Source organism: Streptomyces sp. NPDC091209 (assembly GCF_044757755.1).
Taxonomy (GTDB): domain Bacteria; phylum Actinomycetota; class Actinomycetes; order Streptomycetales; family Streptomycetaceae; genus Streptomyces.
This window is the reverse complement of record NZ_JBIVVR010000001.1, coordinates 1,524,505-1,548,955: the sequence shown is the minus strand read 5'-3', so window position 1 is coordinate 1,548,955 and position 24,451 is coordinate 1,524,505. Positions and strand designations below refer to the sequence as shown.

The window sequence follows — 24,451 nt, the reverse complement described above, 5'->3', positions numbered from 1 at the left end:
GCCTCAGATCCGTGACAAATCGTGCAAGCCGCGCGCAACCCCGTACGCCGACTGCGCTCGTACACCCGGTTCGCGTATGGTCACGCACACCTACCCCCGGCGACCCGTGGTGCACCCGTGATCCGATTCGACAATGTCTCCAAGGTCTACCCCAAGCAGACCCGCCCCGCTCTCAGGGATGTCTCCCTGGAGGTCGAGCGCGGAGAATTCGTGTTCCTCGTGGGGTCCTCCGGCTCCGGGAAGTCCACCTTCCTGCGGCTGATCCTCCGCGAGGAGCGGACCAGCCAAGGCCAGGTGCACGTCCTGGGCAAGGACCTCGCGCGGCTCTCCAACTGGAAGGTGCCGCAGATGCGCCGCCAGCTGGGGACCGTGTTCCAGGACTTCCGTCTGCTGCCCAACAAGACGGTCGCCGAGAACGTGGCCTTCGCCCAGGAGGTCATCGGCAAGTCCCGCGGCGAGATCCGCAAGTCCGTGCCCCAGGTGCTCGACCTCGTCGGTCTGGGCGGCAAGGAGGACCGGATGCCCGGCGAGCTGTCCGGTGGTGAGCAGCAGCGTGTGGCCATCGCGAGAGCCTTCGTGAACCGGCCCAAGCTCCTCATCGCCGACGAGCCGACCGGAAACCTCGACCCACAGACCTCCGTGGGCATCATGAAACTGCTCGACCGGATCAACCGGACGGGCACCACGGTCCTGATGGCGACGCACGACCAGAACATCGTGGACCAGATGCGCAAGCGCGTCATCGAGCTGGAGCAGGGCCGTCTCGTCCGCGACCAGGCACGCGGCGTCTACGGCTACCAGCACTGATCATCGTCCACGGAAAGGTCTGAGGAAGACGCCATGCGCGCGCAGTTCGTTCTGTCGGAGATCGGTGTCGGTCTCCGCCGCAACCTGACCATGACCTTCGCGGTCGTCGTCTCGGTCGCCCTCTCGCTCGCCCTGTTCGGCGGCTCGCTCCTGATGAGCGACCAGGTGAACACCATGAAGGGCTACTGGTACGACAAGGTCAACGTCTCGATCTTCCTCTGCAACAAGAGCGACGCCGAGTCCGACCCGCACTGCGCCAAGGGCGCGGTGACCAGTGACCAGAAGAAGCAGATCGTCGCCGACCTGGACAAGATGTCCACGGTCGTCCAGAAGGTCACCTACGAGTCCTCGGACCAGGCGTACAAGCACTACAAGGAGCAGTTCGGCGACTCCCCGCTGGCCAGCTCCCTCACGCCGGACCAGATGCAGGAGTCGTACCGGATCAAGCTGAAGGACCCGGAGAAGTACCAGGTCATCGCGACCGCCTTCGACGGCCGTGACGGTGTGCAGTCCGTGCAGGACCAGAAGGGCATCCTGGACAACCTGTTCGGGCTCCTCAACGGCATGAACTGGGCCGCGCGCGCGGTGATGGCGATGATGCTCGTCGTCGCGCTGATGCTGATCGTCAACACCGTCCGCGTCTCGGCGTTCAGCCGGCGGCGCGAGACGGGCATCATGCGGCTCGTCGGCGCCTCCGGGTTCTACATCCAGGCGCCGTTCATCGCGGAGGCCTCGGTCGCCGGACTCATCGGCGGCGGTGTCGCCTGCGGCTTCCTGCTGATCGCCCGGTACTTCATCATCGACCACGGTCTGGACCTGTCCCACAAGCTCAACCTGATCAACTTCATCGGCTGGGACGCCGTGTTGACCAAGCTCCCGCTCATCCTCGCGACGAGCCTTCTGATGCCCGCAGTGGCCGCGTTCTTCGCGTTGCGCAAGTACCTGAAGGTGTGACGCATCCCAAGAGGGCCGTACCGTCAACCGGCGGTGCGGCCCTTCGTGTTGTCCTAGACTCACCGGCATGTCAGGCCGTGACCTGTTCTGCGAGCCCCGCCGCATCCGCCGCGGGGCGGCCCTGACATTGGTGTTCGCGAGTGTCCTCGTCGCCGGTGCGGCGACCGGATCGTTCTCCGACCCCGCCCGGAAGACGCCGTCCCGCACGCCCGGTTCGGCGGCGGCACGCCACCACGACGCGGTCGCCGAGGCAGCGGCCGAGGCGATGGCCGACGGCAAGTCCCCCATGGAGGCCGCCGAACGCGCCGTCAGCCGCAGCGGAGACCGCTGGGGCGCCGTCTACTCCCAGGGCGAGTACCAGGAGTTCGAGGAAGCCCTGGACGGCCAGTACACCGGCGTCGGCCTGTGGGCCCGCCGCGAGCGCGACGGACGCATCGAGGTCACCCGCGTCAGCGCCGGCTCGCCCGCCGCCGCCGCGGGCATCCGCAAGGGCGACCGGTTGCGCACCGTCGACGGCGCGAAGGTGGACGGCCGGCCGGTCACCGAGGTGGTCTCGTTACTGCGCGGCGACGCGGACGACGCGACCGCCGGCACGAAGGTCTCCCTCGGCCTGGAGCGCGGCACGCAGTCGTGGAGCCGGACCCTGCGCCGCGCCAGGCTCTCCACGGACTCCGTGACCGTCAGCGGGCTTCCCGGCGGTGTCACCCTGATCAAGGTCGACGCCTTCACCAAGGGCGTGGGCGACGCCGTACGGGCAGCGGTCGGCCGGGCCCCGAGCCGGGCCGGGATCGTCCTCGACCTGCGCGGCAACTCGGGCGGTCTGGTCACCGAGGCCGTCACCACCGCCTCCGTCTTCCTCGACGGCGGTCTCGTCGCCACGTACGACGTGAACGGCGCGCAGCGCGCCCTGCACGCGGACTCGGGCGGCGACACCACCAGACCCCTGGTCGCGCTCGTCGACGGCGGCACGATGAGCGCGGCCGAGCTGCTCACCGGTGCCCTCCAGGACCGCGGGCGCGCGGTCGTCGTGGGGTCCAGGACCTTCGGCAAGGGATCGGTCCAGATGCCGAGCCGGCTGCCCGACGGCTCCGTCGCCGAGCTGACCGTCGGGCACTACCGCACCCCCTCGGGGCGCTCCGTCGACGGCCGGGGCATCACCCCCGACCTGGAGGCGGACAAGGAGTCGCTGGCGCGGGCCGAGACCGTGCTGAGCGGCTTGGGAGACCCTTCGTGACCTCCGTCGTGACCCCTGGACCGCGGGCACGGTAATCGGCTTTCCCCCGAGCCCCCCTGTAGTGCGAAAATGGCCAGCACTATGAGCAAGGGAATGTACGTACCGAAGGAGTCCCAGCCCAAGCAGGGCGGCCAGGGCTCCGGCAAGGCCAAGGACGGCAAGCGCAAGATCGTCGCGCAGAACAAGAAGGCGCGGCACGACTACGCGATCGTCGACACCTACGAGGCCGGGCTCGTCCTGACCGGCACCGAGGTGAAGTCGCTCCGCCAGGGGCGCGCCTCGCTGACCGACGGCTTCGTCCAGATCGACGGGAACGAGGCGTGGCTGCACAACGCCCACATCCCGGAGTACAGCCAGGGCACCTGGACCAACCACACGGTGCGCCGCAAGCGCAAGCTCCTCCTGCACCGCGAGGAGATCGACAAGCTGGAGGCGAAGACCCAGGAGACGGGTCACACGATCGTGCCGCTCGCCCTGTACTTCAAGGACGGCCGGGCGAAGGCGGAGATCGCGCTCGCCCGCGGCAAGAAGGAGTACGACAAGCGGCAGACCCTGCGCGAGAAGCAGGACCGGCGCGAGTCGGACCGCGCGATCGCGACGGCCAAGCGGAAGCAGCGCGGCGAGTAACGTGGCGCGCAGCGCGCCGAGCGGTCGGCCGCCCGGCCGGGCGGCGTGGCGGGCGGAGCGGGCTCACTGGAATAGGCTGGCACCGTCGTGCGTTGGTCACGTACGATGGCACTGCACCTCACAGCGGGTGCGGGGTTCCTCCCCGGAGGGGCCGAGCTTTGAAAAATCAACATGGGGATGATCGGTTTCGACAGCGGCTGTTGAAGCAGGGGAAGCGTGTCGAGGAAGCGGCAATGATCTCGTTAACCATATGTCGCAAAAAATAATCGCCAATTCCAAGAGCGATTCCCAGTCCTTCGCCCTCGCTGCCTAATAAGCAGTGAGTGAAGGACCCTTAATGGGTGTCAGCCCGGGAGTGTTCCCGACCCGGATCCTGGCATAATCTAGGGGACTAAACCATCGAGCCCGGTCACGGGGTTCGCTGGGAAATCAAACAGTGACTGAGCCCGTCGGCGACTTGTTCGCGTGATTGCCGGGGCTGAGAAAATCACAGCGAACTGCACACGGAGAAGCCCTGATTTTGCACCGTTGGACGCGGGTTCGATTCCCGCCATCTCCACTCATCCCATGTGGGCACAGGCCCCGTCGCTTTCGAGCGGCGGGGCCTGTGTCATGCCCGGAGGGCCATGGCTCCTCAAGCGTTCAGCGTGCGCGGCGCCGTACTCGCGCGCTCCGTCATCCGGGGCGTGAGCAGGGTCGCCTCGGTGGCGGGTGTGCCGTTCAGTTTGTTCATCAGCAACTCCACCGCCCGCGCCCCCACTTCCGCCGACGGGATGGCGATGGAGGTGACCGGGACGCGCAGGTTCTCGGCGAGTTCGTCCGGGCAGATGGCGGTGACGGACAGGTCCGCCGGGACCCGCAGGCCGAGCTGTTCGAAGGCGTCGATCAGCGGCTCCAGGACGGGTTCGTTGTGGACCACGACCCCGGTCAACGCGGGCTGTTCGCGCAGCAGTTGCTCGGCGATCCGGCGGGCGGCGGCGGGCGAGGCCTCGCAGGGGTGGACGGACGAGGCGAGCCGGTTCCGGTCGGCGGCGGCCGTGAACCCCTGCACCACCCGCTGCGCGAACGCCGTGCCCCGGACATACACCTCCGGCGGCGAACCGACCAGCGCGACGACCCGGTGCCCGAGCCCCGCGAGCCGCTCCACGCACAGCTCACCGGCCGCTTTGAAGTCCAGGTCGATGCAGGTGAGCCCGTCGGCGGCGGCCGGGAAGCCGATGAGCACCGACGGCCGGTCCAGCGCGCGCAGCAACGGCAGCCGGGGATCGTGGAGCTGGACGTCCATCACGATCAGCGCGTCCACCAGCGCGGTGTCCGCGACCCGGCGCAGCCCGTCCTCGCCCTCCTCCTGGGTGAGCAGCAGGACGTCATGGTCGTGCCGCCGTGCCGCCGTCACCACCGACACCGCGAACTGCATCACCACCGGCACATGGATGCCCGCCCGCAGCGGGACGACCAGCGCGAGGACGTTCGACCGGCTGCTCGCGAGCGCCCTGGCCCCGGCGTGCGGGCGGTAGCCGAGCCGGCGGATGCTCTCCGCGACCCGCTGCCGGGTCGCCTCGGAGATCGGCCGCTTGCCGCTCAGCGCGTACGAGACGGTGCTGGGGGAGACCCCGGCGTGCCGTGCCACATCGGTGATCTTGACCATCACTCGGACTCCAGCTCATCGGACCTCAGCTCATCGGACCTCAGCTCATCGGACCTCAGCTCATCGGACCTCAGCTCATCGGACTCCAGCTCAAGGGAGAGGAAGCCGGTCCCGGTACGGGCCCGTACCTCGCGACCGTCCGCGGCCAGCCCCCAGGGCGCGGACGGATCGCCGCAGGACGCGCGCACGGTGTCCCCCTCGCGTACGACGGTGAAGGTCACGCCGCCGACCGGCACCGTCACCCGGGCGCCCCGCTTCAGGCCGTACACGCGCAGGGTGACCCCGTCGGCGTGGTCGTAGTCGGGGCGGTCGTCCACCGCCCCCACCGGGATCACCGCGCCCGGCCGCACGAGCAGTGGCACGCTTCCGAAGCCGTGCCGCTCGCGCACCCAGCGCGGTCCCGTCACCGGCGGCCCGCCGAGGTAGGGGGTCCACGTGCCCTCGGGCACGTAGTACGAGACGTCCCCCTCGTCGCTGAACACGGGCGCGACCAGCAGATCCGGGCCGAGCATGTACTGCCGCTCCAGATGCGCGCACCCCGGATCGTCCGGGAACTCCAGGACCATCGCCCGCATCATCGGCACCCCCTCCGCGTGGGCGGTGCGGGCGGCCTCGTACAGATACGGCATGAGGCCGAGCTTCAGCCGGGTGAACAGCCGCAGGACGTCCACGGCCTCCTCGTCGAACAGCCAGGGCACGCGGTACGAGGACGAGCCGTGCAGCCTGCTGTGCGAGGACAGCAGCCCGAAGGCGATCCACCGCTTGAACAGCGCCGGCGTCGGTGTCCCCTCGAAGCCGCCGATGTCATGGCTCCAGAACCCGAACCCCGACATGCCGAGGCTGAGCCCGCCGCGCAGCGACTCGGCCATCGACGCGTACGTCGCCTCGCAGTCGCCGCCCCAGTGCACCGGGAACTGCTGGCTGCCCGTGGTCGCCGAGCGGGCGAACACCACGGCCTCGTGCTCCCCTCGGTGTTTGCGGAGCACATCGAACACGGTCTGGTTGTAGAGGTACGTGTAGTAGTTGTGCATCCGCTCCGGGTCGGCGCCGTCCGCGTACGCCACGTCCACCGGGACCCGCTCGCCGAAGTCGGTCTTGAAGCAGTCGACGCCCTGTTCGAGCAGCGCTTCCAGCTTCGCCGCGTACCAGTCCCGGGCGGCCGGGCTGGTGAAGTCGACCAGCGCCATGCCCGGCTGCCACAGGTCCCACTGCCAGACACTTCCGTCGGGCCGTCTGAGCAGATGTCCGAGGGCCCGCCCCTCGTCGAACAGCGGTGAGCGCTGCGCGATGTACGGGTTGATCCAGACGCAGATCCGCAGCCCCTTGTCCTTCAGCCGCGCCAGCATGCCCTCCGGATCGGGGAAGACCCGTGGATCCCACCGGAAGTCGCACCAGTTGAACTCGCGCATCCAGAAGCAGTCGAAGTGGAAGACGGACAGCGGGAGTTCGCGCTCCCGCATGCCGTCGATGAAGGAGGTGACGGTGTCCTCGTCGTAGGAGGTGGTGAAGGACGTCGACAGCCACAGGCCGAAGGACCACGCGGGCGGCAGGGCCGGACGCCCGGTCAGTGCCGTGTACGTGCGCAGGATGTCCTTCGGGCTCGGGCCGTGGATGACGTAGTACGTCAACTGCTGCGTCTCGGCACTGAACTGGACCCGGGAGACCGCCTCCGAACCGACCTCGAAGGAGACCCGGCCCGGGTGGTCGACGAAGACGCCGTAGCCCGCGTCCGTCAGATAGAACGGCACGTTCTTGTAGGCCTGTTCGGTGGCCGTCCCGCCGTCCGCGTTCCACATGTCCACGACCTGGCCGTTCTTGACGAGCGGCCCGAACCGCTCGCCGAGACCGAAGACCTGCGTGCCGACGCCGAGGTTCAGTTGCTCGCGCAGATAGTGGGCGCCGTCCGCGTCGCGCATGATGCCCATGCCCTTGGGGCCGCTGCTGGTGAGGACGCGGCCGTGCGCGAGGAAGTCGATGTGCCAGGGGGCGGTGCGGGAGACCCGGACCGACAGGGCGCCCGAGGTGAGGGTCGCGTGGCTGTCGTCGTACTCCGCGAGCGGTGTGAACCCGGTTCCGCGCAGCTCGAACCGGGGCCCCCGCGGCTCCTCGCCCTGGAAGTGGGTGAACGTGACACCGATGACGTCGGGCATCGGCGCGTGGGCGCTGATCGTCACGACCGGTCCCTTCAGCAGGTCGCCGCGGTGCCGGATGGGCTGTGTCGGCGCGTGGATCTCCAGGCCGTCGGGACCCGAGGTCACATCGAGGACCTCGACCGGATGGGCCGCGGTGACACCCTCGCGCAGCAGCCAGTAGCCGTCCGTGAACTTCACTGCCGTACCCCCTACTTGACTGCGCCCACGGCGATGCCGCGGGTCAGGGTCCGCTGGAAGACGAGGAAGAAGACGATGGCGGGCAGTACACCCAGCAGGGCGGCCGCGTTCGTCATCGTGGCGTCCATCAGACGCTGGCCCTGGAGGACGCCGAGGGCCACCGACACCGTCTGGTTGTCGTTGGAGATCAGCATGACCAGCGGCAGCAGGAACTCGTTCCACGTCCAGATGAAGAAGAAGACGAGGAGCACGCCGATCGTGGGGCGGCTCACCGGGACGACGATCCGCCACAGCACCTGCCACTGGTTCGCGCCGTCGATCCGTGCCGCGTCGATGATCTCGCGCGGGAACCGCCCGAGGACGGCGGAGAGGAGATAGGTGCCGAACGCCGCCTGGATCACCGTGAACACGATGATCACGCTGAGCCTGGTGTCGTAGAGGCCGGCCTGCTTGCTCAGGTAGTAGACCGGGTAGACCAGCGCCTCCTGCGGCAGTGTGTTCGCGAGGACGAAGAAGGCGAGCACCCAGGTGCGGCCCCTGATCCGGCCGATGCCGATCGCGTAGGCGTTCAGGACCGACAGGACGGCGGCCCCGACGGCGACCGAGCCGGAGATCAGCACCGAGTTGAGGAGCTTTTGCCCGAAGTCGACGCGCTGCCAGAAGTCCTCGATGCCGTCGAGGTAGAGGCCGTGCGGAAGGCTGAGCGGCCCGTGCGCGGAGTACTCGGCGGGCGACTTGACCGCGTTGACGGCGACGACGGCGAAGGGCAGCACCATGAACAGCGCGCCGATGACGAGGGCCACGAGAACCGGGTAGCGACGCAGGGCTGTCATCCGAGGCCCCCTTCCTCGGCGTCCTCGGCCCGTGTCTGGAACCTCAGCCCGATCACCGCCAACGCCAGGATGATCACGGTCAGGACGGTGGAGATCGCGGCGCCGTAGCCGACCTGGGTCTTCTCGAAGAAGGTCGTGAAGGAGAAGTACGACGGCACGTCGGTCGCGCCGCCCGGACCGCCCTTCGTCAGGACGTAGACCGCCCCGAACACCTTCAGCGCGGCGATCGTGCACCACAGGAGGACGACCGAGATCTCCGGGCGGATCTGCGGCAGCGTGATGTGCCAGAAGCGCCGCCACCAGCCCGCTCCGTCCAGCTCGGCGGCTTCGTACAGCTGCGGGTCCACCCGTTGCAGCCCCGCCATGAAGACGACCAGCGGGAAGCCGATCTGCACCCACACCATCACGCCCATGACGCTGTAGAGCGCGAGGTCGGGGTCACCCAGCCAGTCCTGCTGCCAGGAACCGAGACCGACGGCCTTCAGCAGTTCGTTGAGCGAGCCGTTGTCGGGCGCGAGGATCCAGCTCCACACGATGCCGGCGACGGCGATCGGCAGGACCTGAGGGAGGTAGAAGCAGGCGCGGAGCACGGCCGCGGTCCGCGTCCCGAAGTGCTTGGCGACGAAGTCGAACAGGGCGGCGGCGAGGACGAGTCCGAGAGCGGTCGGTACGACGGCCATCGCGACGACCATGAACAGGCTGTGCCGGAAGGACGCCCAGAACTCGGAATCGTCCATCAGCGCGCGGTAGTTGGCGAGCCCCGACCAGGTGGGACTGCCGACCCCCTGCCAGTCGGTGAAGCTCACACCGGTGTTCATCAGGAACGGGACGACGACGACCACGAGGAAGGCGGCGAACCCGGGCAGCAGGAACAGGGCGTAGGAGGTGCGGGGACGGCGCGGGCGCCGCGTGGCGCCGTGGTGGCCGCGGGCGACCCGGCCGCCCCGCTCGACGGCGACCGTCATGTCTTCGGTACGCCCTGGTCGTACGCCTTCTGCAGCGCGGACAGGTAGGCGTCCGTGTTCTCGCTGCCGGTGATCAGCTTCTGGGTCTCCGAGACGAGGACGTCGTAGAAGCCGGCGACGGGCCAGTCGGGATAGAAGGCGAGCCCGTCCTTCCCGGAGAGGGTGTTGAAGTCGCCGATCAGTGACTTGGCCTGGGGATCGGTGATGGCCGCGGGGTCGGCGGCCACCGGGACGCCGCCCTTGTTGCCCAGCAGGTTCTGGATCTTCTTCGACAGGGTGATGTCGATGAAGTCGTAGGCGAGCTCCTTGTTCTTCGCGCCCTTGGGGACGACCCAGATGTTGCCGCCCGAGCCGAGGGTCAGATTGCTCTCGGGCCACAGGAAGGTGCCCCAGTCGAATTTGTTCTCCGTCTTGAAGCGGCCGTACCACCAGCTGCCGGAGAACAGGATCGGGCTCTTGCCCTGGATGAAGGAGACACCCGCGTCCTCGGCCTTGAGACCGCTGGACTTCTTGCCGATGTAGCCCTTCTTCACCCAGTCGGCGAACGTGGTCGCGGCGTACGTCCAGGCGGCGTCGTGGAAGTCGGCCTTGCCCTTGTAGAGCTCGTACGTGTCGACCCAGGAGCGGTCGGCCTTGGACAGGGCGAGTTGGTAGAGGTACTGCTGGGCCATGTACTCGGCGCCCGCGTTGGCCAGCGGGGTGATGCCCTTCGCGACGAACTTGTCCATCGCGGAGGTGAGTTCGGCCAGGGTGGTGGGCTGGGCGATGCCGTACTTCTTGAAGAGGTCCTTGTTGTAGAACACCATCGTGTACTCGGCGTAGTCGGGTACGCCGTACCACTTGCCGGAGCCCATGACCCCGTTGGTGTCGTACTGGCTGATGGTCCGCACCCCGCCGCTGATCTTCTTGCCCCAGCCGTGCTTGGCCGCCTCGGCGGTGAGGTCGGTGAGGAGCCCCTGCTTGGACAGGAGTCCGGCGGTCGCGTTGCCCTTGTTGTACTCCATGATGTCGGGGGCATCGTTCGAGTTGAGGACCATGGGCGCCGTCTTCTGGATCTGCTCGAAGCCCTTCTCCTCGAACTTCACCTTGACGCCCGGGTGTTGCGCTTCGAACTCCTTGATGGCCTCCTTCCAGGCCACCCCCATCGCGCTGTCCGGCCCTTCGTAGTGCCACAGCTTCAGTGTCTTGCCGTCGGAGGAACCGCTGTCCGAGCCACCGCAGGACGTCGCCAGCAGGGCGCCCGCCAAGGCGACCGCCACCGCCGCCGCCCCGCGCGTTCGTGTCGTCAACATCCACTGCCTCCAGAGGAGTTGGATGGGTATCGGGCCGTCACGCATCCTTCGTCGAACCGATTCGACGCCTGCTGTCGAAGCGCTTCGACGGGGGAAGGTATGTGGGGGCCGTGGACCCGTCAATGGGGTGCGCCGGAATTGGGGCAGGGGTTCGACGGGTCGGACGGCGGGGGCTCGGCGGGTCCCCGGTGGGGTGTCCGCCCGGTCGGACTACGGGGTGTTCGCCGGGTGGATCCCAAGGTGTCGCCCCCGGCGCCGGACCGTCCTCGTCCTCGTTCTCGCGCCCAGCGCGGCTATGCCGAACGCGACCGTCGCCGCCGCGACCGGCACCGTGTACCCCGCGGCCGGGGAGACGTGCTCCACCACCCATCCGCCGGCCGCCGAGCCGCCGGCGATCCCGCCCAGCAGTCCGGTCACCGCGAGAGTCATGCCCTCGTTCAGCCGGCCCTCGGGCGTGCGCCGCTGGACCAGCGTCATACCGGTGACCATGGTCGGAGCCGTCGCCATGCCGGCCACGAGCAGCGCACCCGCCAGAACCGGGAGCGAACCGGTGAGCCGGACGGCGAGGAGGGGCAGCGTCAGCAGCACCGCCATGGCTCCGACGCACAGCACATACCGCCGCACGGGAAGCGCGGAGCCGGAGGAGGGGGTGCTCCCCGTGACGGCTCCGTAGAGCAGCCCCGTCACGCACGATCCCGCCGCCTGCAGGGCGAGTACCGCGCCCGCGGCGGACCGGTGTCCCTGCTGGTCCGCGAACGCGATCGTCACCACCTCCATCGCGCCGAACACCGCTCCGGTGGCGAGGAAGGAGAGGAGCACCGGAGGCATCCCGGGCGCCAGCACGGGCGACGCCGACGTCACCGCCGGCCGGGGCGGCGGCTGCGTCGAACGCTGTGCGGTGAAGAGCAGTACGCCCGTCATCAGCAGCGCGCACCCCACGAGCGTGCCCGCCTCCGGGGAGACCGTCCCGCACAGAAGGGCCGCGAGCACCGGGCCCAGCATGAAGCACAGCTCGTCCACGGCCTGCTCGAAGGAGTTCGCGGTGTGCAGCGACGCCGCGTCACCCTTGAGCAGGTGCGCCCACCGCGCGCGGGACATCCCGCCCGTGTTGGGGGTCGTGGCGGTGGCGGCGTACGCGGCGAAGAGGGTCCAGTCGGGGGCGCCGAAGCGCACGCACACCACCAGCCCGATCCCGCCGAGCAGCGCGAAGGCCGTGGCGGGCACGGCCACCCGGGCCTGCCCGTGCCGGTCGACGAGCCGCGCGGTCCAGGGGGCGACCACCGCCGTCGCCGCGAGACCCGTGGCCGTGACGGCGCCGGCGAGCGCGTACGAGCCCCGCGAACCCGCGATCATGATGACCGCGCTGACGCTGAACATGCCCATGGGCAGCCGTGCGACGAGGTTGCCGAGGGTGAAGGCGCGGGTGCCGGGCAGCGCGAAGAGGCGGCGGTACGGGGTGAGCGGTGACATGGGTGAACCGTCGCCCGGCACCCCGGATGCGGTCCAACACCTGCTCCGTCGCGATTGACGCACCTGGGTTGTAGGTTCGCGTGATGCCTGGTCAACGCCCCCTTCCCGGTCATCTGGATCTCCGACTGCTGCGCGCGTTCCTCGCCGTCGCCGAGGAGTTGCACTTCACCCGTGCCGCCGCCCGGATGTATGTCGCCCAGCAGTCCCTGAGCCGGGACATCCGCCGGCTGGAGCGGGAGCTCGGGACGGACCTGTTCGTACGGACGACCCGGCAGGTGACACCGACGCCGGACGCCGAGCGGCTGCTGCCGTACGCGCGCCGGGTGTTGGAGGCGCACGACGCGCTGCGGGACGCCTTCGTACGGCACGGCGGCGAGGAGCGACCGCTGCTCGTCGATGTCAACTCCCCCGGCCTGGTCTCCAGCCGCATCCTCGACCGGGCCCGCGACCTGGCCCCCGACAGCGAACTGATGGCCCGCTACGAGAGCGGGCTCACCGGAGCGGCGGCGGACCTGCTGGCCGGTCGTCTGGACGTGTCGTTCGGCCGCTTCGCGGGACTCGACCCCGCCGTGCGGGCCCGGTTGGAGCAGCGGATCGTGCGCTACGAGCCGATGGCCGTCGTCCTGCCCGACGACCATCACCTCGCCGCGCTGGACGTCGTGCCGCTGGCCGCGCTCGCGGGGGAGACCGTGTACGCGGGAGCAGGAAACCCCCGGACGCTGGAGTGGACCGACCTGGCGCGTCACCTCTTCGAGGGACGGGGGATCCAACTCGCGTCACCCACACCGGTGGCGATCGGAGCCGAGGAATTCCAGCGGATCATGGCGAAGCGGCGGAATCCCGTCCTCGCCGTGGTGGAGTTTCCGGCCATGCCCGGGACGGTGTCGAGGCCCCTGGTCGACCCCGTTCCCCTGTCACCGGTGTCACTCGTGTGGCGCAAGGGACTTGTTCATCCGGGGATCGATGCGCTCAAGCGAGCCGCTGCCGAACTCGCGAGCGAAGAAAAGTGGCTCCTGACCCCCCGGGAAGGGTGGATTCCAGCCACTGATGCCCCCATTTTCATGAACCGTACATGAGACGTAATCACACGAGTCCCACCCATGCGCTACATTCTTCGTCCGGGCGCGGTGTGATATTGGGGGGCGCTCAGACCGGGTGGGGCTCGGTCCGGACGACATAGTCAGTACTTGCCCGGAGTCGTCCCGCACCCGTGAACAGTCCCGTGGGGGGATGCACGTGCGCGTTGAGAACTGGCGGAAAGACGCCCAACCCGCTGGGCGGGATATCGATCAGCGGGACGGGCGTCGAGTCGATCCGTCGCCCGGGCGAGGAGCCGAGGATCCGGTGGACGGACCAGGGTCCGGCAGAACCGTTTCGTGGCCGAATATGGGAGTTGGCATCAGTCCTGAGCGTGGGGAACGCGCCGAGCGAGCAGCCGGCGGACGTCCCGAGCGAACCCCGGAGCCGGAGACCGAACTGCTCGTCGGTCGCGCGACGGAGACCGACGCGTTCCCCGCCCGTGGATCCGACGCCTTCCCCGGCCGCCGGTCCGACACGTTCTCCGGCCGTTGGCCCGAGGCGAGTTCGCCGTCCGAGCGCGAGTCCGGCGCGTGGTTCGGTGCCGAGCGCTCGGTGAAGGCGGCTGCGCCCGCCGCCCGTACGACGGAGACGCGGCCCTACTTCAACGACGCGCCGGAGACCGAGCTGCTCCCCGGGTCCACGCCGGACCTCGCGCCTTCGGTGCCCCCTTCGTGGGAGCACACCGACGGACCGGCGAAGGGCCACGACCCGCACGAGGTCACCATCCAACTCGACAGTGCGGGCCCCCGCCTGGAGGACTGGCTGGTCCAGCAGGCCAAGGACGCCCCGGCGAACCCGGAGACCTCCGACGGCCCCGTCTTCGTCGACGCGTCGGGCCGCCGCAGCCGGCGCTACCGCCGCCTCGGCATGCTCGTCGCCGTGGCCTGCGCGGTCTACGCCGTCGTGATCGTCGCCACGCTCCTGTCGGGCAACTCGAACGCACCCTGGCTCCCGGTGCCGGGCCAGGAGGAGGACCAGCCCGCCGGCCGGGTCGACACCTCCCCGCTGCCCACGCAGTCGGTGAACCCGTCGGGCACGGGCGGTGCCATCGCACCCGGCGCCGTGGCGACGGCCGCCGACGGCACGACGCCGTCATCCGGCTCGACCTTCAGGCCGGGAGCCTCGGCCACGGCCAGCGCCCCGGGCGCGTCCAGCGACCCCAAGCCCAGCGCATCGGCGACCAAGAAGCCGAACCCCGGCGTCGTCACCAAGAACCCGGACCCCGACCCCAAGCCGTCGTCCTCGACGGTCAGTCAGCCCCCGGCCTCCCCCACGGCGACCACCTCGAGCGCGCCCACTCCCACGGAGTCCACGGGCCCCGGAGGCGCCACCGGAGTAGGGGCCGGCACCCAATGAGCGGCCTTCTCCGGCGGACATCCGCCGGGCAGAACCCCGGGGAGTCCAGGCAGCCGAGCCTCGTCGGTTCCCCGTACTCCCTCTCCCACTCGCCCCCGGAGAACCACCTCTGATGTCCCGCACCAGCCGTCACGGTCCTGCGCCCAGCGCGCCGGGGCGCGACCCGAGTACCGCCCAGCGGCAGGACCGCAACGCCCGGCGCCGCCGCCTGCCCATGCGCTTCCTGCTGCCCACGACCATCCTGCTCGCCCTGATGGCGATGCTGATGCTGCGCGGTTACGTGCACAGCGAGATCCTCGCCGACCACCGCATCCAGCCCGAGGCGGCCACCGACAAGGTGCCGGAGAAGATCCTCGACGGCGGCCCGGTCATCGACACCCGCAGCGGCCGTACGACCAGTCTGAGCGTCCCGGACCACCGTCTCGTCCTCACGTTCGACGACGGCCCGGACCCCGAGTGGACCCCCAAGGTCCTGGACGTCCTCAAGGCGCACCACGCCCACGCGGTCTTCTTCGTCACCGGCACGATGGCCTCGCGCTACCCGGACCTCGTCGCGCGCATGGTGCGGGAGGGCCACGAGGTCGGCCTGCACACCTTCAACCACCCCGACCTGTCGTACCAGTCCAAGAGCCGTATCGACTGGGAGCTGTCCCAGAGCCAGCTCGCACTGGAGGGCGCCGCGGGCATCCGCACCTCGCTCTTCCGCCCCCCGTATTCCTCGTTCGCCGACGCCATGGACAACAAGTCCTGGCCGGTGACGCAGTACGTCGGCACCCGCGGCTACATCACCGTCGTCAACAACACCGACAGTGAGGACTGGCAGAAGCCGGGCGTCGACGAGATCATCCGCCGGGCCACGCCCAAGGGCGGCAAGGGCGCCATCGTCCTCATGCACGACTCGGGCGGCGACCGCCACCAGACCGTGCAGGCGCTGGACAAGTTCGTGCCCGAACTGCAGAAGCAGGGCTACGACTTCGAGAACCTCACCGAGGCGCTCAACGCGCCCAGCGCGCACACCCCGGTGAAGGGCCTCGACCTGTGGAAGGGCAAGGCCTGGATCTTCCTGGTCCAGGCCGCGGAGCAGATCACCAATGTCCTGATCGTCTGCATCGCGGTCATCGGCGTGCTGGTGTTCACCCGCTTCGGCATGATGCTCCTCCTCTCCGTCCTGCACGCCCGCCGGGTTCGCCGCGAGGGCTTCCGCTGGGGCCCGGTACCGGTCACCGAGACGGTGTCGGTGCTGGTCCCGGCGTACAACGAGGCCAAGTGCATCGAGAACACCGTGAACTCCCTCATGGCGAGCGAGCACCCCATCGAGATCGTCGTCATCGACGACGGATCGAGCGACGGCACCGCGCGCATCGTCGAGGACCTGCACCTGCCGAACGTCCGCGTCGTGCGCCAGCTCAACGCCGGCAAGCCCGCCGCCCTCAACAGGGGCCTGGCGAACGCCAGTCACGACATCATCGTGATGATGGACGGCGACACGGTCTTCGAACCCGCGACCGTCCGCGAACTCGTCCAGCCCTTCGCCGACCGCCGCGTCGGAGCGGTCGCGGGCAACGCCAAGGTCGGCAACCGCGACTCCCTCATCGGCTCCTGGCAGCACATCGAGTACGTGATGGGCTTCAACCTGGACCGTCGCATGTACGACATCCTGGGCTGCATGCCGACGATCCCGGGCGCGGTGGGAGCCTTCCGCCGCTCGGCCCTGGAGCGCGTCGGCGGCATGAGCGACGACACGCTCGCCGAGGACACCGACATCACGATGGCCCTCCACCGCGACGGCTGGCGCGTCGTCTACGCCGAGCGGGCGCGGGCCTGGACAGAGGCCCCGGAGTCCGTCCAGCAGCTCTGGTCGCAGCGCTACCGCTGGTCGTACGGCACCATGCAGGCGATCTGGAAGCACCGCGGGGCCCTGCTCGAACGGGGTCCGTCGGGCCGCTTCGGCCGGGTCGGCCTGCCTCTCGTGTCCCTTTTCATGGTCCTGGCCCCGCTCCTCGCGCCCCTGATCGACGTCTTCCTCCTGTACGGCGTCGTCTTCGGCCCCACCCAGAAGACGGTCATCGCCTGGCTCGGCGTCCTCGCCATCCAGGCGGTGTGCGCCGCGTACGCGTTCCGCCTGGACAAGGAACGCATGACCCATCTGATCTCGCTCCCCCTCCAGCAGATCCTCTACCGGCAGTTGATGTACGTCGTCCTGCTGCAGTCCTGGATCACCGCGCTCACCGGCGGCCGGCTGCGCTGGCAGAAGCTGCGCCGCACGGGCGTCGTGGGGGCGCCGGGTTCGGTCCCGCAGCCGCGGATGTCAGACAGCGGGAACGAACGGAGGCCGGTCGGATGACCACGCACGAGTACCCGGTGGGGGCGACTCCGCCGCTGGGCACCCCGAAGGCGGAGGTCCCGCATCCGCGTCCGTACCCGGGAGCACCCGCGGACGACTGGCTGCGCCCCCAGCCGGAGAACGGTCCCGACGCGGCGCCGCGCCAGGATCCGGCCCCGGCGCCGGACACGACACCCGCGTCGGAGCCGGGGCGGCAGGCCGCTCCGCGCCGCTCCGGCGGCCGTGACCGCTACCTGGACCTGCTCCGCTCCATAGCCCTGGTCCGTGTGGTCGTGTACCACCTGTTCGGCTGGGCGTGGCTGACGGTCCTCTTCCCCTCCATGGGCGTGATGTTCGCGCTGGCGGGCTCCCTGATGGCGCGCTCGCTGAGCCGGCCGCCGCTGAGCGTGATCCGGGGACGCCTGAGGCGTCTGCTGCCCCCGCTCTGGGCCTTCAGCGCCGTGGCGCTGACCATGATGTTCGTGGGCGGCTGGAACCCCGCGAAGGACCCGGACCTCGGCAGCACGTGGGGCCCGATCGAACTGCTCGACTACATCGTCCCGATCGGCGCCCCGCCGTTCCCCTGGCACCTCGGCTCCCAGTCGGGCCTGCTGGAGAGCGACTGGGCGGTGCAGGGCGCGGGCGTGCTCTGGTACCTGCGCGCCTACCTGTGGTTCGTGGTCGCGTCCCCGCTCCTGCTGTGGGCGTTCCGCCGCGTTCCGTGGGCGACCCTGCTGGCTCCCCTCGCCCTGACGGCGGTGGTCGGCACCGGGCTGGTCACCATCCCCGGCGAAACGGGCAACGCCATCACCGACTTCGCCGTCTACGGCGGCTGTTGGGTCCTGGGTTTCGCCCACCACGAGGGCATGCTCGCGAAGGTCCCGCGCTACATCGCCATCTCCTGCTCGAGCCTGATGATGGCCTTCGCCCTGTGGTGGGCCTCGGGCCATCTGGGCCCCGACGGCTGGGACTTGAACGACATCCCGCTCGCCGACGCGATGTGGTCCTTCGGTTTCGTGGTGATCCTGCTGCAGTACAGCCCGTCCTGGCAGCAACTGCCGGGCCGCCTCGCCAAGTGGGACAAGCTGATCACGCTGTCCAACAACCGCGCGGTCACGATCTACCTCTGGCACAACATGCTCATCATGGCCACGGTCCCGATCCTCGACCAGGCCTACAACCTCCCCTTCATGCAGAGCGACCGCGCCGTGTCGGCCCTCGACACCACGTACATGCTCTGGATGTTCGTCCTGGTGTGGCCGCTGATCGGCCTGGTCATCCTGGCCTTCGGCTGGATCGAGGACATCGCCGCCAAGCGAAGCCCCCGCCTCTGGCCGAACGGCGCCGCCGGCAAGAAGTCCAACGGCCGCGCGGCCCGAGGGCGTCGGGGAAAGGCCTGACCGAACACTGAACACGGAGGCCGCTCCCGGGACCGGGGGCGGCCTCCGTGTTGAGGCACTCTTCGGTCCGGCGCGGCTTCCGTGTTGAGGGCACTCTTCGGTCCGGTGCGCTTCCGGGCTGAAGGCATTTCGCGGGTCCGGGGTTCTGCGGCGCGGCCTACTCGGCGGCGCGCCCGTCCCTCGACGTCACTCAATCGAAGGTTCTCGGCGGCCAGTTGGTCACGGTATGGACCTCTATATCCAGCTCCTGTTACCCGCTTGGCGCCATTCTTTCTGGTGTCGTCGCACGGGCCCCCGATAGCGTGTTGCTGCCCTTTCGCCCCCCACGCCGCACAGGAGTCCGCCGTGAACCGCCGTCCCCGCCTGCTTGCCACAGCCGCTGCCGGAGCGACAGCCGCGCTGATTTTGACCGCGTGCGGCGGAGGCGGCGACAAGCCGAAGGCCAACGACAAGATCGCGGGCGCGGACACGGGGAGCCCGACGTCGGCTGCGCCGGGCCCGAGCGCTACGCAATCCGCGGTGCGACCGAAGATCGAGTTGCCGTCGGATCTCACGTACACCTTTGAGTGGCCCAAGACGGGCGACAAGGACAAGGATGCGGTGCTGAACGACAGCGAGCAGTCCATCAAGGCTGTTGATATGGCTATCGTCAACCAGGACGCCCTCGACAAGGCATATCTCTTCTACTACGAGGGCGAAGCCGCCGCGGAAACCCAGAAGTTCATCGCGGCATACGTCAAGGCTAAGGCTCGTACGACTGGTGCCTATCGCTACTACGACGCGGCAGTGGACGTGAAGGACTCGGGCAGTGCGTCGCTCGTGTACTGCGAGGACCAGGGCAAGGCTTACGACATGTACCTGAAGCCGAAGAGGGTCGACAAAACAGCCGTCACGAAGAACAGTTACGTGCTCTACAACACCCAGTTGCACAAGAATGAAAAGGGTGTCTGGGTCATTGAGAAGCTTCTTTCCCAGAGGGGGAACGCAAAGTGCCAGCCCTGAGCACCGGTTCACGAGTACTGGTCTCCTCCGCGCTGATCGGTGCGATCTGCCTGGGTGCCGCGCCAGCCATGGCCGACAACAAGATCGGCGGCGGAGCTCAGACGACTCAGCCCAGGGGCAAAGCGTCTGGTGACTCGGACGGCAAGGGCAACCTGTCTGCGACGGCGGGTGCTGTTGTTTTTGATCTTTCGAAGAACGGGTCGGGTGGGTCTGCCGGGGCGGTGACGGCTGCGTCGGGTAATTGGACTCCGCCAGCGTGTTATTACGCACCGAAGTACACGCCGGATAAGCTGCAGGCCTATCTGGAGCCGATCTGGAGTGCGGAATCGACGGGTCCTCAGTGGGACCTGGAGCAGCGGAACAGGTACGTGAACGGCGGTGTGGCCAAGGATTTCAACAAGGCCAAGGCCGGCAAGGGCTATTGGTGGGACGCGTACGTCACCAAGGGCCGTGAGGGTGACCCGGGTGCGTTGGACTGCAACGAGCCGATCTTCTGGGTCGATACGGGTGCGGCCCCGCCGGCGAATATTCCGCAGGCGGTCACTCCGCAGGTGTTGGCGCAGCTTGCGTATGCGGAGATTCGTGTGCCGTCGACGAAGGTGGACTTGGCTCCTGCTGGGACGACGAAGGTGAATCTGCCGACGTGGGCGTGGCTGGACACGGCGAAGTTCAAGCCGGTGTCGGTGACGGCGTCGGTGCCGTTGCTCGGTGTGACGGCGACCACGACGGCGGAGCCGCGGTCGCTGAGGATCGAGCCGGGTACGGCGGATGCGGAGACGTATCCGGCGTCGGGTGTGTGCGAGATATCCGGTCATCACATCGGTGAGGCGTTCGCGAAGGGCAAGGCGAAGCAGACGCCTCCGTGCGGGGTGAAGTATCTGCGTTCCTCGGGCGACGGCTCGTACAAGTTGCGGGCGACGATCACCTGGAAGATCCACTGGACGGGCACCGGTGTGGCCGTACCGCGGGATCTGCCGGACGGCACCTTCGGGGCCGACCAGGACGTCGTCGTGCAAGAGATCCAGTCCATCAACCGCTGAGTCCGGCCTTCCGGACTCACCGAGATCCGGAAGAGGCACAGGGCGTGGCGGAGCGGTTGGCCGTCGACGGCGATGAGCTGTCGCACTTCATGAGGATGCTCAAGGCGTCGACCGAGTCGTTGAAAGGCCTGCGCAGGGCGTTGGAGGATGCCGGCGTCAGCGGTCTGGGCACGGACGATCTCGACGGTGCCTGCGAGGACTTCCAGGACCACTGGAAGTACGGAGCCGACCAGATCGGTGAGCAGACCGAGAACCTGGCCAAGATCATCAGGAAGAGCAGGGACTCCTACCGCGAGGTGGACCAGGCCCTGGAACAAGCCCTGAAGAAGGCCGGGAACGGCAGGGGCGGCGGTACGAGGTGACGTACCGGCCCCAGGACACAGGAGCGGCGCTCGATCCACGGTCCCTCGCCGACCGCGACAAGCCGCAGGGTCTCAAGTCGGCCCCGCACACCCCCAACCCCGACCACCCACATCTCGGGTTCAATCCGGTGCCGGGCAGTACGGAGACCGTGAGAGGCCTGCGCAAGAAGCTCACGGGATGCGCGAAGGTCCTCGAAGAGACGCATGAGCTTGTCACCAAGCTGATGGACGGCAGCTATTGGAAGGGCGACGCGGCCGTCGCCTTCCGCGAGCAACTGGACGGTGGCCCGCTTCCCCTGAACCTGAAGAACGCGGCCCACTCCATTCGTAAGGCGGCCGGACAACTCGGCCGCTGGGAGGGCGAACTCGACGACTTCCAGCTGCGGGCGAGGCGACTCGAACAGGACGCGAAGGAAGCACAGGCCGCAGTGGACCGGGCGAAGGGCCACGCCACGAAGGCGGGTGACAGCCCTGACCTGGACGGGAAGGGCGCCGGGCACGACGCGGCGCGCAAGGCACTGACCAAGGCGAACACGGCGGTGGAGGATGCCGAGGACGCGCTCCGCAGGATCCGCGCCAAGGCGCGCGAACTCGCGGACGAACACGAGCACCGGGCCCGGCATCGAGCGGGCAAGATCCGCGACGCCACGAGGAAACTGGCTCCCCACCAGCCGGGCTGGTTCGACTCAGCACTCGATTGGCTCACCGAGAATCTGCCGGACATCTTGAGCACGGTGGCAGCGGTGATCGGCCTGGTGGCGTTGTTTGTCGTGTCAGGCGGGACGGTTGCCGCGGCACTGCTGCTTGCCGCTGCGGCCTTGAGCGCGACGTCGTTGTCGGTCCGGATCACCCAGGATCCAACCGTGTGGGCATCGCTCAAAGACGGCTTCACCAAAGGTGAGCTCGACACGGATTTCTGGAGCAACTTCGTCACCGTCGGGGGCGATGTCCTGGGTGCGCTGCCTGGCCTTGGTGCCGCTGGCAAGGGCGTGGCAGCCGCACTGAGGGCTACCGGCGAAGCGGGCGAGGCTCTCCCAATCGGCCAACGCGTGGCCGAGTTCGGCGGCAGGACGATGGAACACGCGGCAGCTATCTCCGACCTGGACAACTCATTGCTCGGCTTCACGATTCGAGGTGCTCGAGCAGCCCAGATCACCAAAGCCGTCGAGGTCACGTCAGCTTCGGTCGGTGTGACCACGGCGGGCTTCGGTTTGGTCATGACCGCCGTGGATGCCGACGATGACGGAATTAAAGACGGCTCTTTGGCGGGCATTGATGGACTACGACTGGGTCTTGACGGCGGCGCCCTTGTCGATGTTGTCCGTCACATCTTCTAGCCCCGAGTAGGAGACTCTCACCGCATGCACCCGACCGAGTACCCGACTGCTTGGGATCATCCACCGACCCGACGGGCTTGGATGCAACACATGGTCATGATTGTTGCGCGACTGATGGGTTGGACCACGGTCTGGATCGGCTCGCTAGGAGTACTTGTCTCGTTTCTGAGCCCGGGATACGCCTACCTATTCATTCCTGTGCTTCTCTATTCAGCCTTCCGAGCCGTCCTCCAGCTCGCCTACATTCGCCCCTCCATCTACATCCAGCGCGTCCTCTGGCAGTACCCCTGGCAACTTCTCACCGGTGTTCCCCGAGGCCGGAACAAGCATCCGCAGGTGCAAGAGGACGAGATGTGGCTGGAGTTGCCCAATCCTGAGGCGCCGGAGGAGCAGATCCCTCTGCTCTTTCTTTCCGGCATGCGGACCTTCTGGTGGATGCGGCGCTTCGGGACCGCTCGTACGAAACCGGAGCTGAAGGCGCAGATCGAACCGCTCTGGTTCGCCGGTGATCCCCGTTTCATCGCGGTCATCGCGGCCGCCAGCCGTAAGGGCGAGGCGCCCAAGAGGCTGCATCTGCTCTATCAGCGCACGGCCACGGGCCGCCGGGGTATCGAACCGACCGACTGGAACGCGAGCCCTGCGGCCCTCGAACGGGCCCGCCGTTCCGGCGCTCATGTTCCCGACGCGGTGCACCCGCACCCGCGTGCCCACTGAATCGCTCCGGCAGGACACGATGACCGCCGCCCCCCACTTCGCCGTTGCGGAATCGGCCGAAGACCCCGACGCCGATGTCTGGTTCGCGGAACCCGCGGGCTTCACCGCTGTACCCCTCGACGCCCTGCTCCCCGCACCTGATTCTTCAGGTGCGGATGATCTCCGCACCGCCCTCGCGCCCCTTCTCCAGGCGGCTCCCGATGAGGTGGCCCGACAGCAGTTCATCGCCCAGTTCACGCAGGGGCAGCAACTGCTCGGTGCGCTGAGAGAAGCCGGAACGGTTCATTGCTCGATCGGATTGCACCGCGATGACGTCGATGAGGCGGCCGCGAGCAGTATCGGCCGGCCGCTGTTGTCGTTCTTCACCGTCTCCTGGCGGGCGACGGCGGTGTCACCGCGGGCCGTGACGGCCGCACGGGCGGTCAGCGGTCTCGACGCGCAGGCGCGCATCGAATACGTCGAACTTCCCTGTGGGCCTGCCACGTTCAGCGAAACCGTCCATACCCCCAGAGCCGCCGACTGTCTTCCGCAGACGCCGCTGGTCCAGTTCCGCGCCCACCTGCCGCATCCGGACTGCAAGCGGCTGGCCGTGTTGACGCTGAGCACGACGGCTGTCGGACGCCGTGAGCAGTACCGTGCGATCCTCCGCCACATCGCGGCTCTGGTCACCTTCGACAATCCGTTGGTCCCGGCTCGTTCCGAGGCGCCGTGATGGTTGAAGCGGGCAGGCCAACAGGGCCTGAGTGCCGAGGAAGTGACGGTCGGTCCGGTGGGGCGGCGACGCGGCTGACATCTTTGCTGACGCCAACTCGGTGAACCGTCTTGCCGTTCACCCTCACTCGATCGATGTCTATCGGCGGTCAGTTGGTCACACTAAGGGCCTCTATGCCCATCGTCTGTTACTCGCTTGGCACCATTCGCGCTGGTGTCGTTACACGGGCCCCCGATAGCGTGTTGCTGCCCTTTCGCCCCCCACGCTGCACAGGAGTCCGCCGTGAACCGCCGTCCCCGCCTGCTTGCCACAGCCGCTGCCGGAGCGACAGCCGCGCTGCTTTTGACCGCGTGCGGCGGGGCTGGCGACAAGCCGAAGGCCAACGACAAGATCGCGGGCGCGGACACGGGGAGCCCGACGTCGGCCGCGCCTGGCCCGAGCGCTACGCAATCCGCGGGGCGACCGAAGATCGAGTTGCCGTCGGACCTGACTCTGACTTTCGAGGGATCGAAGACCGGCGACTCCGTCAAGGACGCCGTTCTCGCCGACAGCGCCGAGAACATGCGAGCTGTTGACGCAGCGATCACCGGGACTGATCCCAAGGGTGAGGCGCTCGGGTACTACAACACGGGCAAGGCTCTCGAAGCCGCGGTGACCTGGGTCCAACAGTTCAAGGACGCGGGCTCCACGCTCACCGGTGAGGCGCGGTACTACGACCGGACCGTGACCCTCAAGAACAAAACATCGGCTTTGCTCACGTTCTGCGCGGACGAGAGCAAGGGCTACAGCAAGGACAAGAAGACAGGAAAGATCAACAAGACGCCCGTCACCAAGAACAGCTATGTCCTTTACAACACCCGCTTGGACAAGAGCTCCGAAGGTGTGTGGCAGACATCGCAGATCATCTCCACAAGGGGGGCGGCTCAGTGTCAGCCGTAGCGAGGAATGCGGTTCGTACCGCTCTG

The 24,451-nt window shown here is 68.3% G+C and carries 21 protein-coding genes and 1 other RNA gene; 16 read left to right on the top strand and 6 right to left on the bottom strand.

Features of this window, described 5'->3' with window-relative positions; all coding sequences use genetic code 11:
• Positions 1-117: 117 nt before the first annotated feature.
• The 5 genes from ftsE to ssrA all read left to right on the top strand — a co-directional run bounded on the left by ftsE (position 118) and on the right by ssrA (position 4,184).
• The gene (gene ftsE, locus ACIQRL_RS06755) at positions 118-807 is read left to right on the top strand and encodes a cell division ATP-binding protein FtsE (protein WP_328555238.1); all 690 of its coding nucleotides are present in this window, start codon (positions 118-120) and stop codon (positions 805-807) included.
• Between the two features lie 33 nt (positions 808-840).
• A complete protein-coding gene (ftsX, locus tag ACIQRL_RS06750; RefSeq protein ID WP_355848705.1) occupies positions 841-1,761 on the top strand; it encodes a permease-like cell division protein FtsX in 921 nt (306 codons plus the stop codon).
• A 67-nt stretch (positions 1,762-1,828) separates the two neighbouring features.
• Positions 1,829-2,995, top strand: a complete 1,167-nt coding sequence (locus ACIQRL_RS06745; protein WP_401327841.1) for a S41 family peptidase — start codon at positions 1,829-1,831, stop codon at positions 2,993-2,995.
• Between the two features lie 81 nt (positions 2,996-3,076).
• Complete coding sequence (smpB, locus tag ACIQRL_RS06740; protein ID WP_401327838.1) at positions 3,077-3,622, top strand: SsrA-binding protein SmpB; 546 nt, start codon at positions 3,077-3,079, stop codon at positions 3,620-3,622.
• A 173-nt stretch (positions 3,623-3,795) separates the two neighbouring features.
• Positions 3,796-4,184: a transfer-messenger RNA gene (ssrA, locus tag ACIQRL_RS06735) on the top strand.
• A 72-nt stretch (positions 4,185-4,256) separates the two neighbouring features.
• On the opposite strand, the gene ACIQRL_RS06730 is transcribed toward ssrA, so the two are convergent.
• The 6 genes from ACIQRL_RS06730 to ACIQRL_RS06705 all read right to left on the bottom strand — a co-directional run bounded on the left by ACIQRL_RS06730 (position 4,257) and on the right by ACIQRL_RS06705 (position 12,160).
• Complete coding sequence (locus ACIQRL_RS06730) at positions 4,257-5,270, bottom strand: LacI family DNA-binding transcriptional regulator (protein ID WP_401327835.1); 1,014 nt, start codon at positions 5,268-5,270, stop codon at positions 4,257-4,259.
• Positions 5,270-7,600 (bottom strand): alpha-xylosidase, encoded by a 2,331-nt coding sequence (gene yicI / locus ACIQRL_RS06725; RefSeq protein ID WP_401327832.1) that lies wholly within the window; start codon positions 7,598-7,600, stop codon positions 5,270-5,272. Before yicI ends, ACIQRL_RS06730 begins: the two co-directional genes overlap by 1 nt.
• An 11-nt stretch (positions 7,601-7,611) precedes the next feature.
• Positions 7,612-8,433: a carbohydrate ABC transporter permease gene (locus tag ACIQRL_RS06720; protein WP_401327829.1), complete on the bottom strand. Its 822-nt coding sequence runs from the start codon at positions 8,431-8,433 to the stop codon at positions 7,612-7,614.
• Entirely contained in the window at positions 8,430-9,398 is a 969-nt protein-coding gene (locus ACIQRL_RS06715; RefSeq protein WP_401327826.1) for a carbohydrate ABC transporter permease, read from the bottom strand. Before ACIQRL_RS06715 ends, ACIQRL_RS06720 begins: the two co-directional genes overlap by 4 nt.
• Entirely contained in the window at positions 9,395-10,690 is a 1,296-nt protein-coding gene (locus tag ACIQRL_RS06710) for an ABC transporter substrate-binding protein (protein ID WP_401327823.1), read from the bottom strand. Before ACIQRL_RS06710 ends, ACIQRL_RS06715 begins: the two co-directional genes overlap by 4 nt.
• A gap of 210 nt (positions 10,691-10,900) precedes the next feature.
• Entirely contained in the window at positions 10,901-12,160 is a 1,260-nt protein-coding gene (locus tag ACIQRL_RS06705) for an MFS transporter (RefSeq protein ID WP_401327821.1), read from the bottom strand.
• A gap of 83 nt (positions 12,161-12,243) precedes the next feature.
• On the opposite strand from ACIQRL_RS06705, the gene ACIQRL_RS06700 reads away from it, so the two are divergent.
• The 11 genes from ACIQRL_RS06700 (at position 12,244) to ACIQRL_RS06650 (ending at position 24,425) form a co-directional block, all read left to right on the top strand.
• Positions 12,244-13,236 carry a LysR family transcriptional regulator gene (locus ACIQRL_RS06700; protein WP_401327818.1) on the top strand — a complete coding sequence of 331 codons (993 nt, stop codon included), beginning with the start codon at positions 12,244-12,246 and terminating at the stop codon, positions 13,234-13,236.
• Positions 13,237-13,546: 310 nt separating this feature from the next.
• Positions 13,547-14,596: a hypothetical protein gene (locus ACIQRL_RS06695; RefSeq protein ID WP_401327815.1), complete on the top strand. Its 1,050-nt coding sequence runs from the start codon at positions 13,547-13,549 to the stop codon at positions 14,594-14,596.
• A 109-nt stretch (positions 14,597-14,705) separates the two neighbouring features.
• The gene (locus ACIQRL_RS06690; protein ID WP_401328155.1) at positions 14,706-16,940 is read left to right on the top strand and encodes a glycosyltransferase; all 2,235 of its coding nucleotides are present in this window, start codon (positions 14,706-14,708) and stop codon (positions 16,938-16,940) included.
• Positions 16,937-18,319, top strand: a complete 1,383-nt coding sequence (locus ACIQRL_RS06685) for an acyltransferase family protein (protein WP_401327812.1) — start codon at positions 16,937-16,939, stop codon at positions 18,317-18,319. The genes ACIQRL_RS06690 and ACIQRL_RS06685 overlap by 4 nt, the downstream gene beginning before the upstream one ends.
• Before the next feature lie 345 nt (positions 18,320-18,664).
• Positions 18,665-19,321, top strand: a complete 657-nt coding sequence (locus ACIQRL_RS06680; protein WP_401327811.1) for a hypothetical protein — start codon at positions 18,665-18,667, stop codon at positions 19,319-19,321.
• A gap of 68 nt (positions 19,322-19,389) precedes the next feature.
• Entirely contained in the window at positions 19,390-20,361 is a 972-nt protein-coding gene (locus ACIQRL_RS06675) for a hypothetical protein (protein WP_401327808.1), read from the top strand.
• Between the two features lie 44 nt (positions 20,362-20,405).
• A complete protein-coding gene (locus ACIQRL_RS06670) occupies positions 20,406-20,723 on the top strand; it encodes a hypothetical protein (RefSeq protein ID WP_401327805.1) in 318 nt (105 codons plus the stop codon).
• Positions 20,720-22,060: a hypothetical protein gene (locus ACIQRL_RS06665; protein ID WP_401327802.1), complete on the top strand. Its 1,341-nt coding sequence runs from the start codon at positions 20,720-20,722 to the stop codon at positions 22,058-22,060. The genes ACIQRL_RS06670 and ACIQRL_RS06665 overlap by 4 nt, the downstream gene beginning before the upstream one ends.
• Positions 22,061-22,258: 198 nt before the next feature.
• Positions 22,259-22,774 carry a hypothetical protein gene (locus ACIQRL_RS06660; RefSeq protein ID WP_401327800.1) on the top strand — a complete coding sequence of 172 codons (516 nt, stop codon included), beginning with the start codon at positions 22,259-22,261 and terminating at the stop codon, positions 22,772-22,774.
• A gap of 19 nt (positions 22,775-22,793) precedes the next feature.
• Positions 22,794-23,486: a hypothetical protein gene (locus ACIQRL_RS06655; RefSeq protein ID WP_401327797.1), complete on the top strand. Its 693-nt coding sequence runs from the start codon at positions 22,794-22,796 to the stop codon at positions 23,484-23,486.
• Positions 23,487-23,768: 282 nt separating this feature from the next.
• Positions 23,769-24,425 carry a hypothetical protein gene (locus tag ACIQRL_RS06650; RefSeq protein WP_401327794.1) on the top strand — a complete coding sequence of 219 codons (657 nt, stop codon included), beginning with the start codon at positions 23,769-23,771 and terminating at the stop codon, positions 24,423-24,425.
• Positions 24,426-24,451: the final 26 nt, after the last annotated feature.

Bases quoted from the DNA above. Each gene is read 5' to 3' on its own strand.
- ftsX (WP_355848705.1), top strand. From the start codon at position 841: ATGCGCGCGCAGTTCGTTCTGTCGGAGATCGGTGTCGGTCTCCGCCGC.
- ACIQRL_RS06745 (WP_401327841.1), top strand. From the start codon at position 1,829: ATGTCAGGCCGTGACCTGTTCTGCGAGCCCCGCCGCATCCGCCGCGGG.
- smpB (WP_401327838.1), top strand. From the start codon at position 3,077: ATGAGCAAGGGAATGTACGTACCGAAGGAGTCCCAGCCCAAGCAGGGC.
- ACIQRL_RS06730 (WP_401327835.1), bottom strand. From the start codon at position 5,270: ATGGTCAAGATCACCGATGTGGCACGGCACGCCGGGGTCTCCCCCAGC.
- ACIQRL_RS06720 (WP_401327829.1), bottom strand. From the start codon at position 8,433: ATGACAGCCCTGCGTCGCTACCCGGTTCTCGTGGCCCTCGTCATCGGC.
- ACIQRL_RS06715 (WP_401327826.1), bottom strand. From the start codon at position 9,398: ATGACGGTCGCCGTCGAGCGGGGCGGCCGGGTCGCCCGCGGCCACCAC.
- ACIQRL_RS06710 (WP_401327823.1), bottom strand. From the start codon at position 10,690: ATGTTGACGACACGAACGCGCGGGGCGGCGGCGGTGGCGGTCGCCTTG.
- ACIQRL_RS06705 (WP_401327821.1), bottom strand. From the start codon at position 12,160: ATGTCACCGCTCACCCCGTACCGCCGCCTCTTCGCGCTGCCCGGCACC.
- ACIQRL_RS06700 (WP_401327818.1), top strand. From the start codon at position 12,244: ATGCCTGGTCAACGCCCCCTTCCCGGTCATCTGGATCTCCGACTGCTG.
- ACIQRL_RS06695 (WP_401327815.1), top strand. From the start codon at position 13,547: ATGGGAGTTGGCATCAGTCCTGAGCGTGGGGAACGCGCCGAGCGAGCA.
- ACIQRL_RS06685 (WP_401327812.1), top strand. From the start codon at position 16,937: ATGACCACGCACGAGTACCCGGTGGGGGCGACTCCGCCGCTGGGCACC.
- ACIQRL_RS06675 (WP_401327808.1), top strand. From the start codon at position 19,390: ATGGCCGACAACAAGATCGGCGGCGGAGCTCAGACGACTCAGCCCAGG.
- ACIQRL_RS06655 (WP_401327797.1), top strand. From the start codon at position 22,794: ATGACCGCCGCCCCCCACTTCGCCGTTGCGGAATCGGCCGAAGACCCC.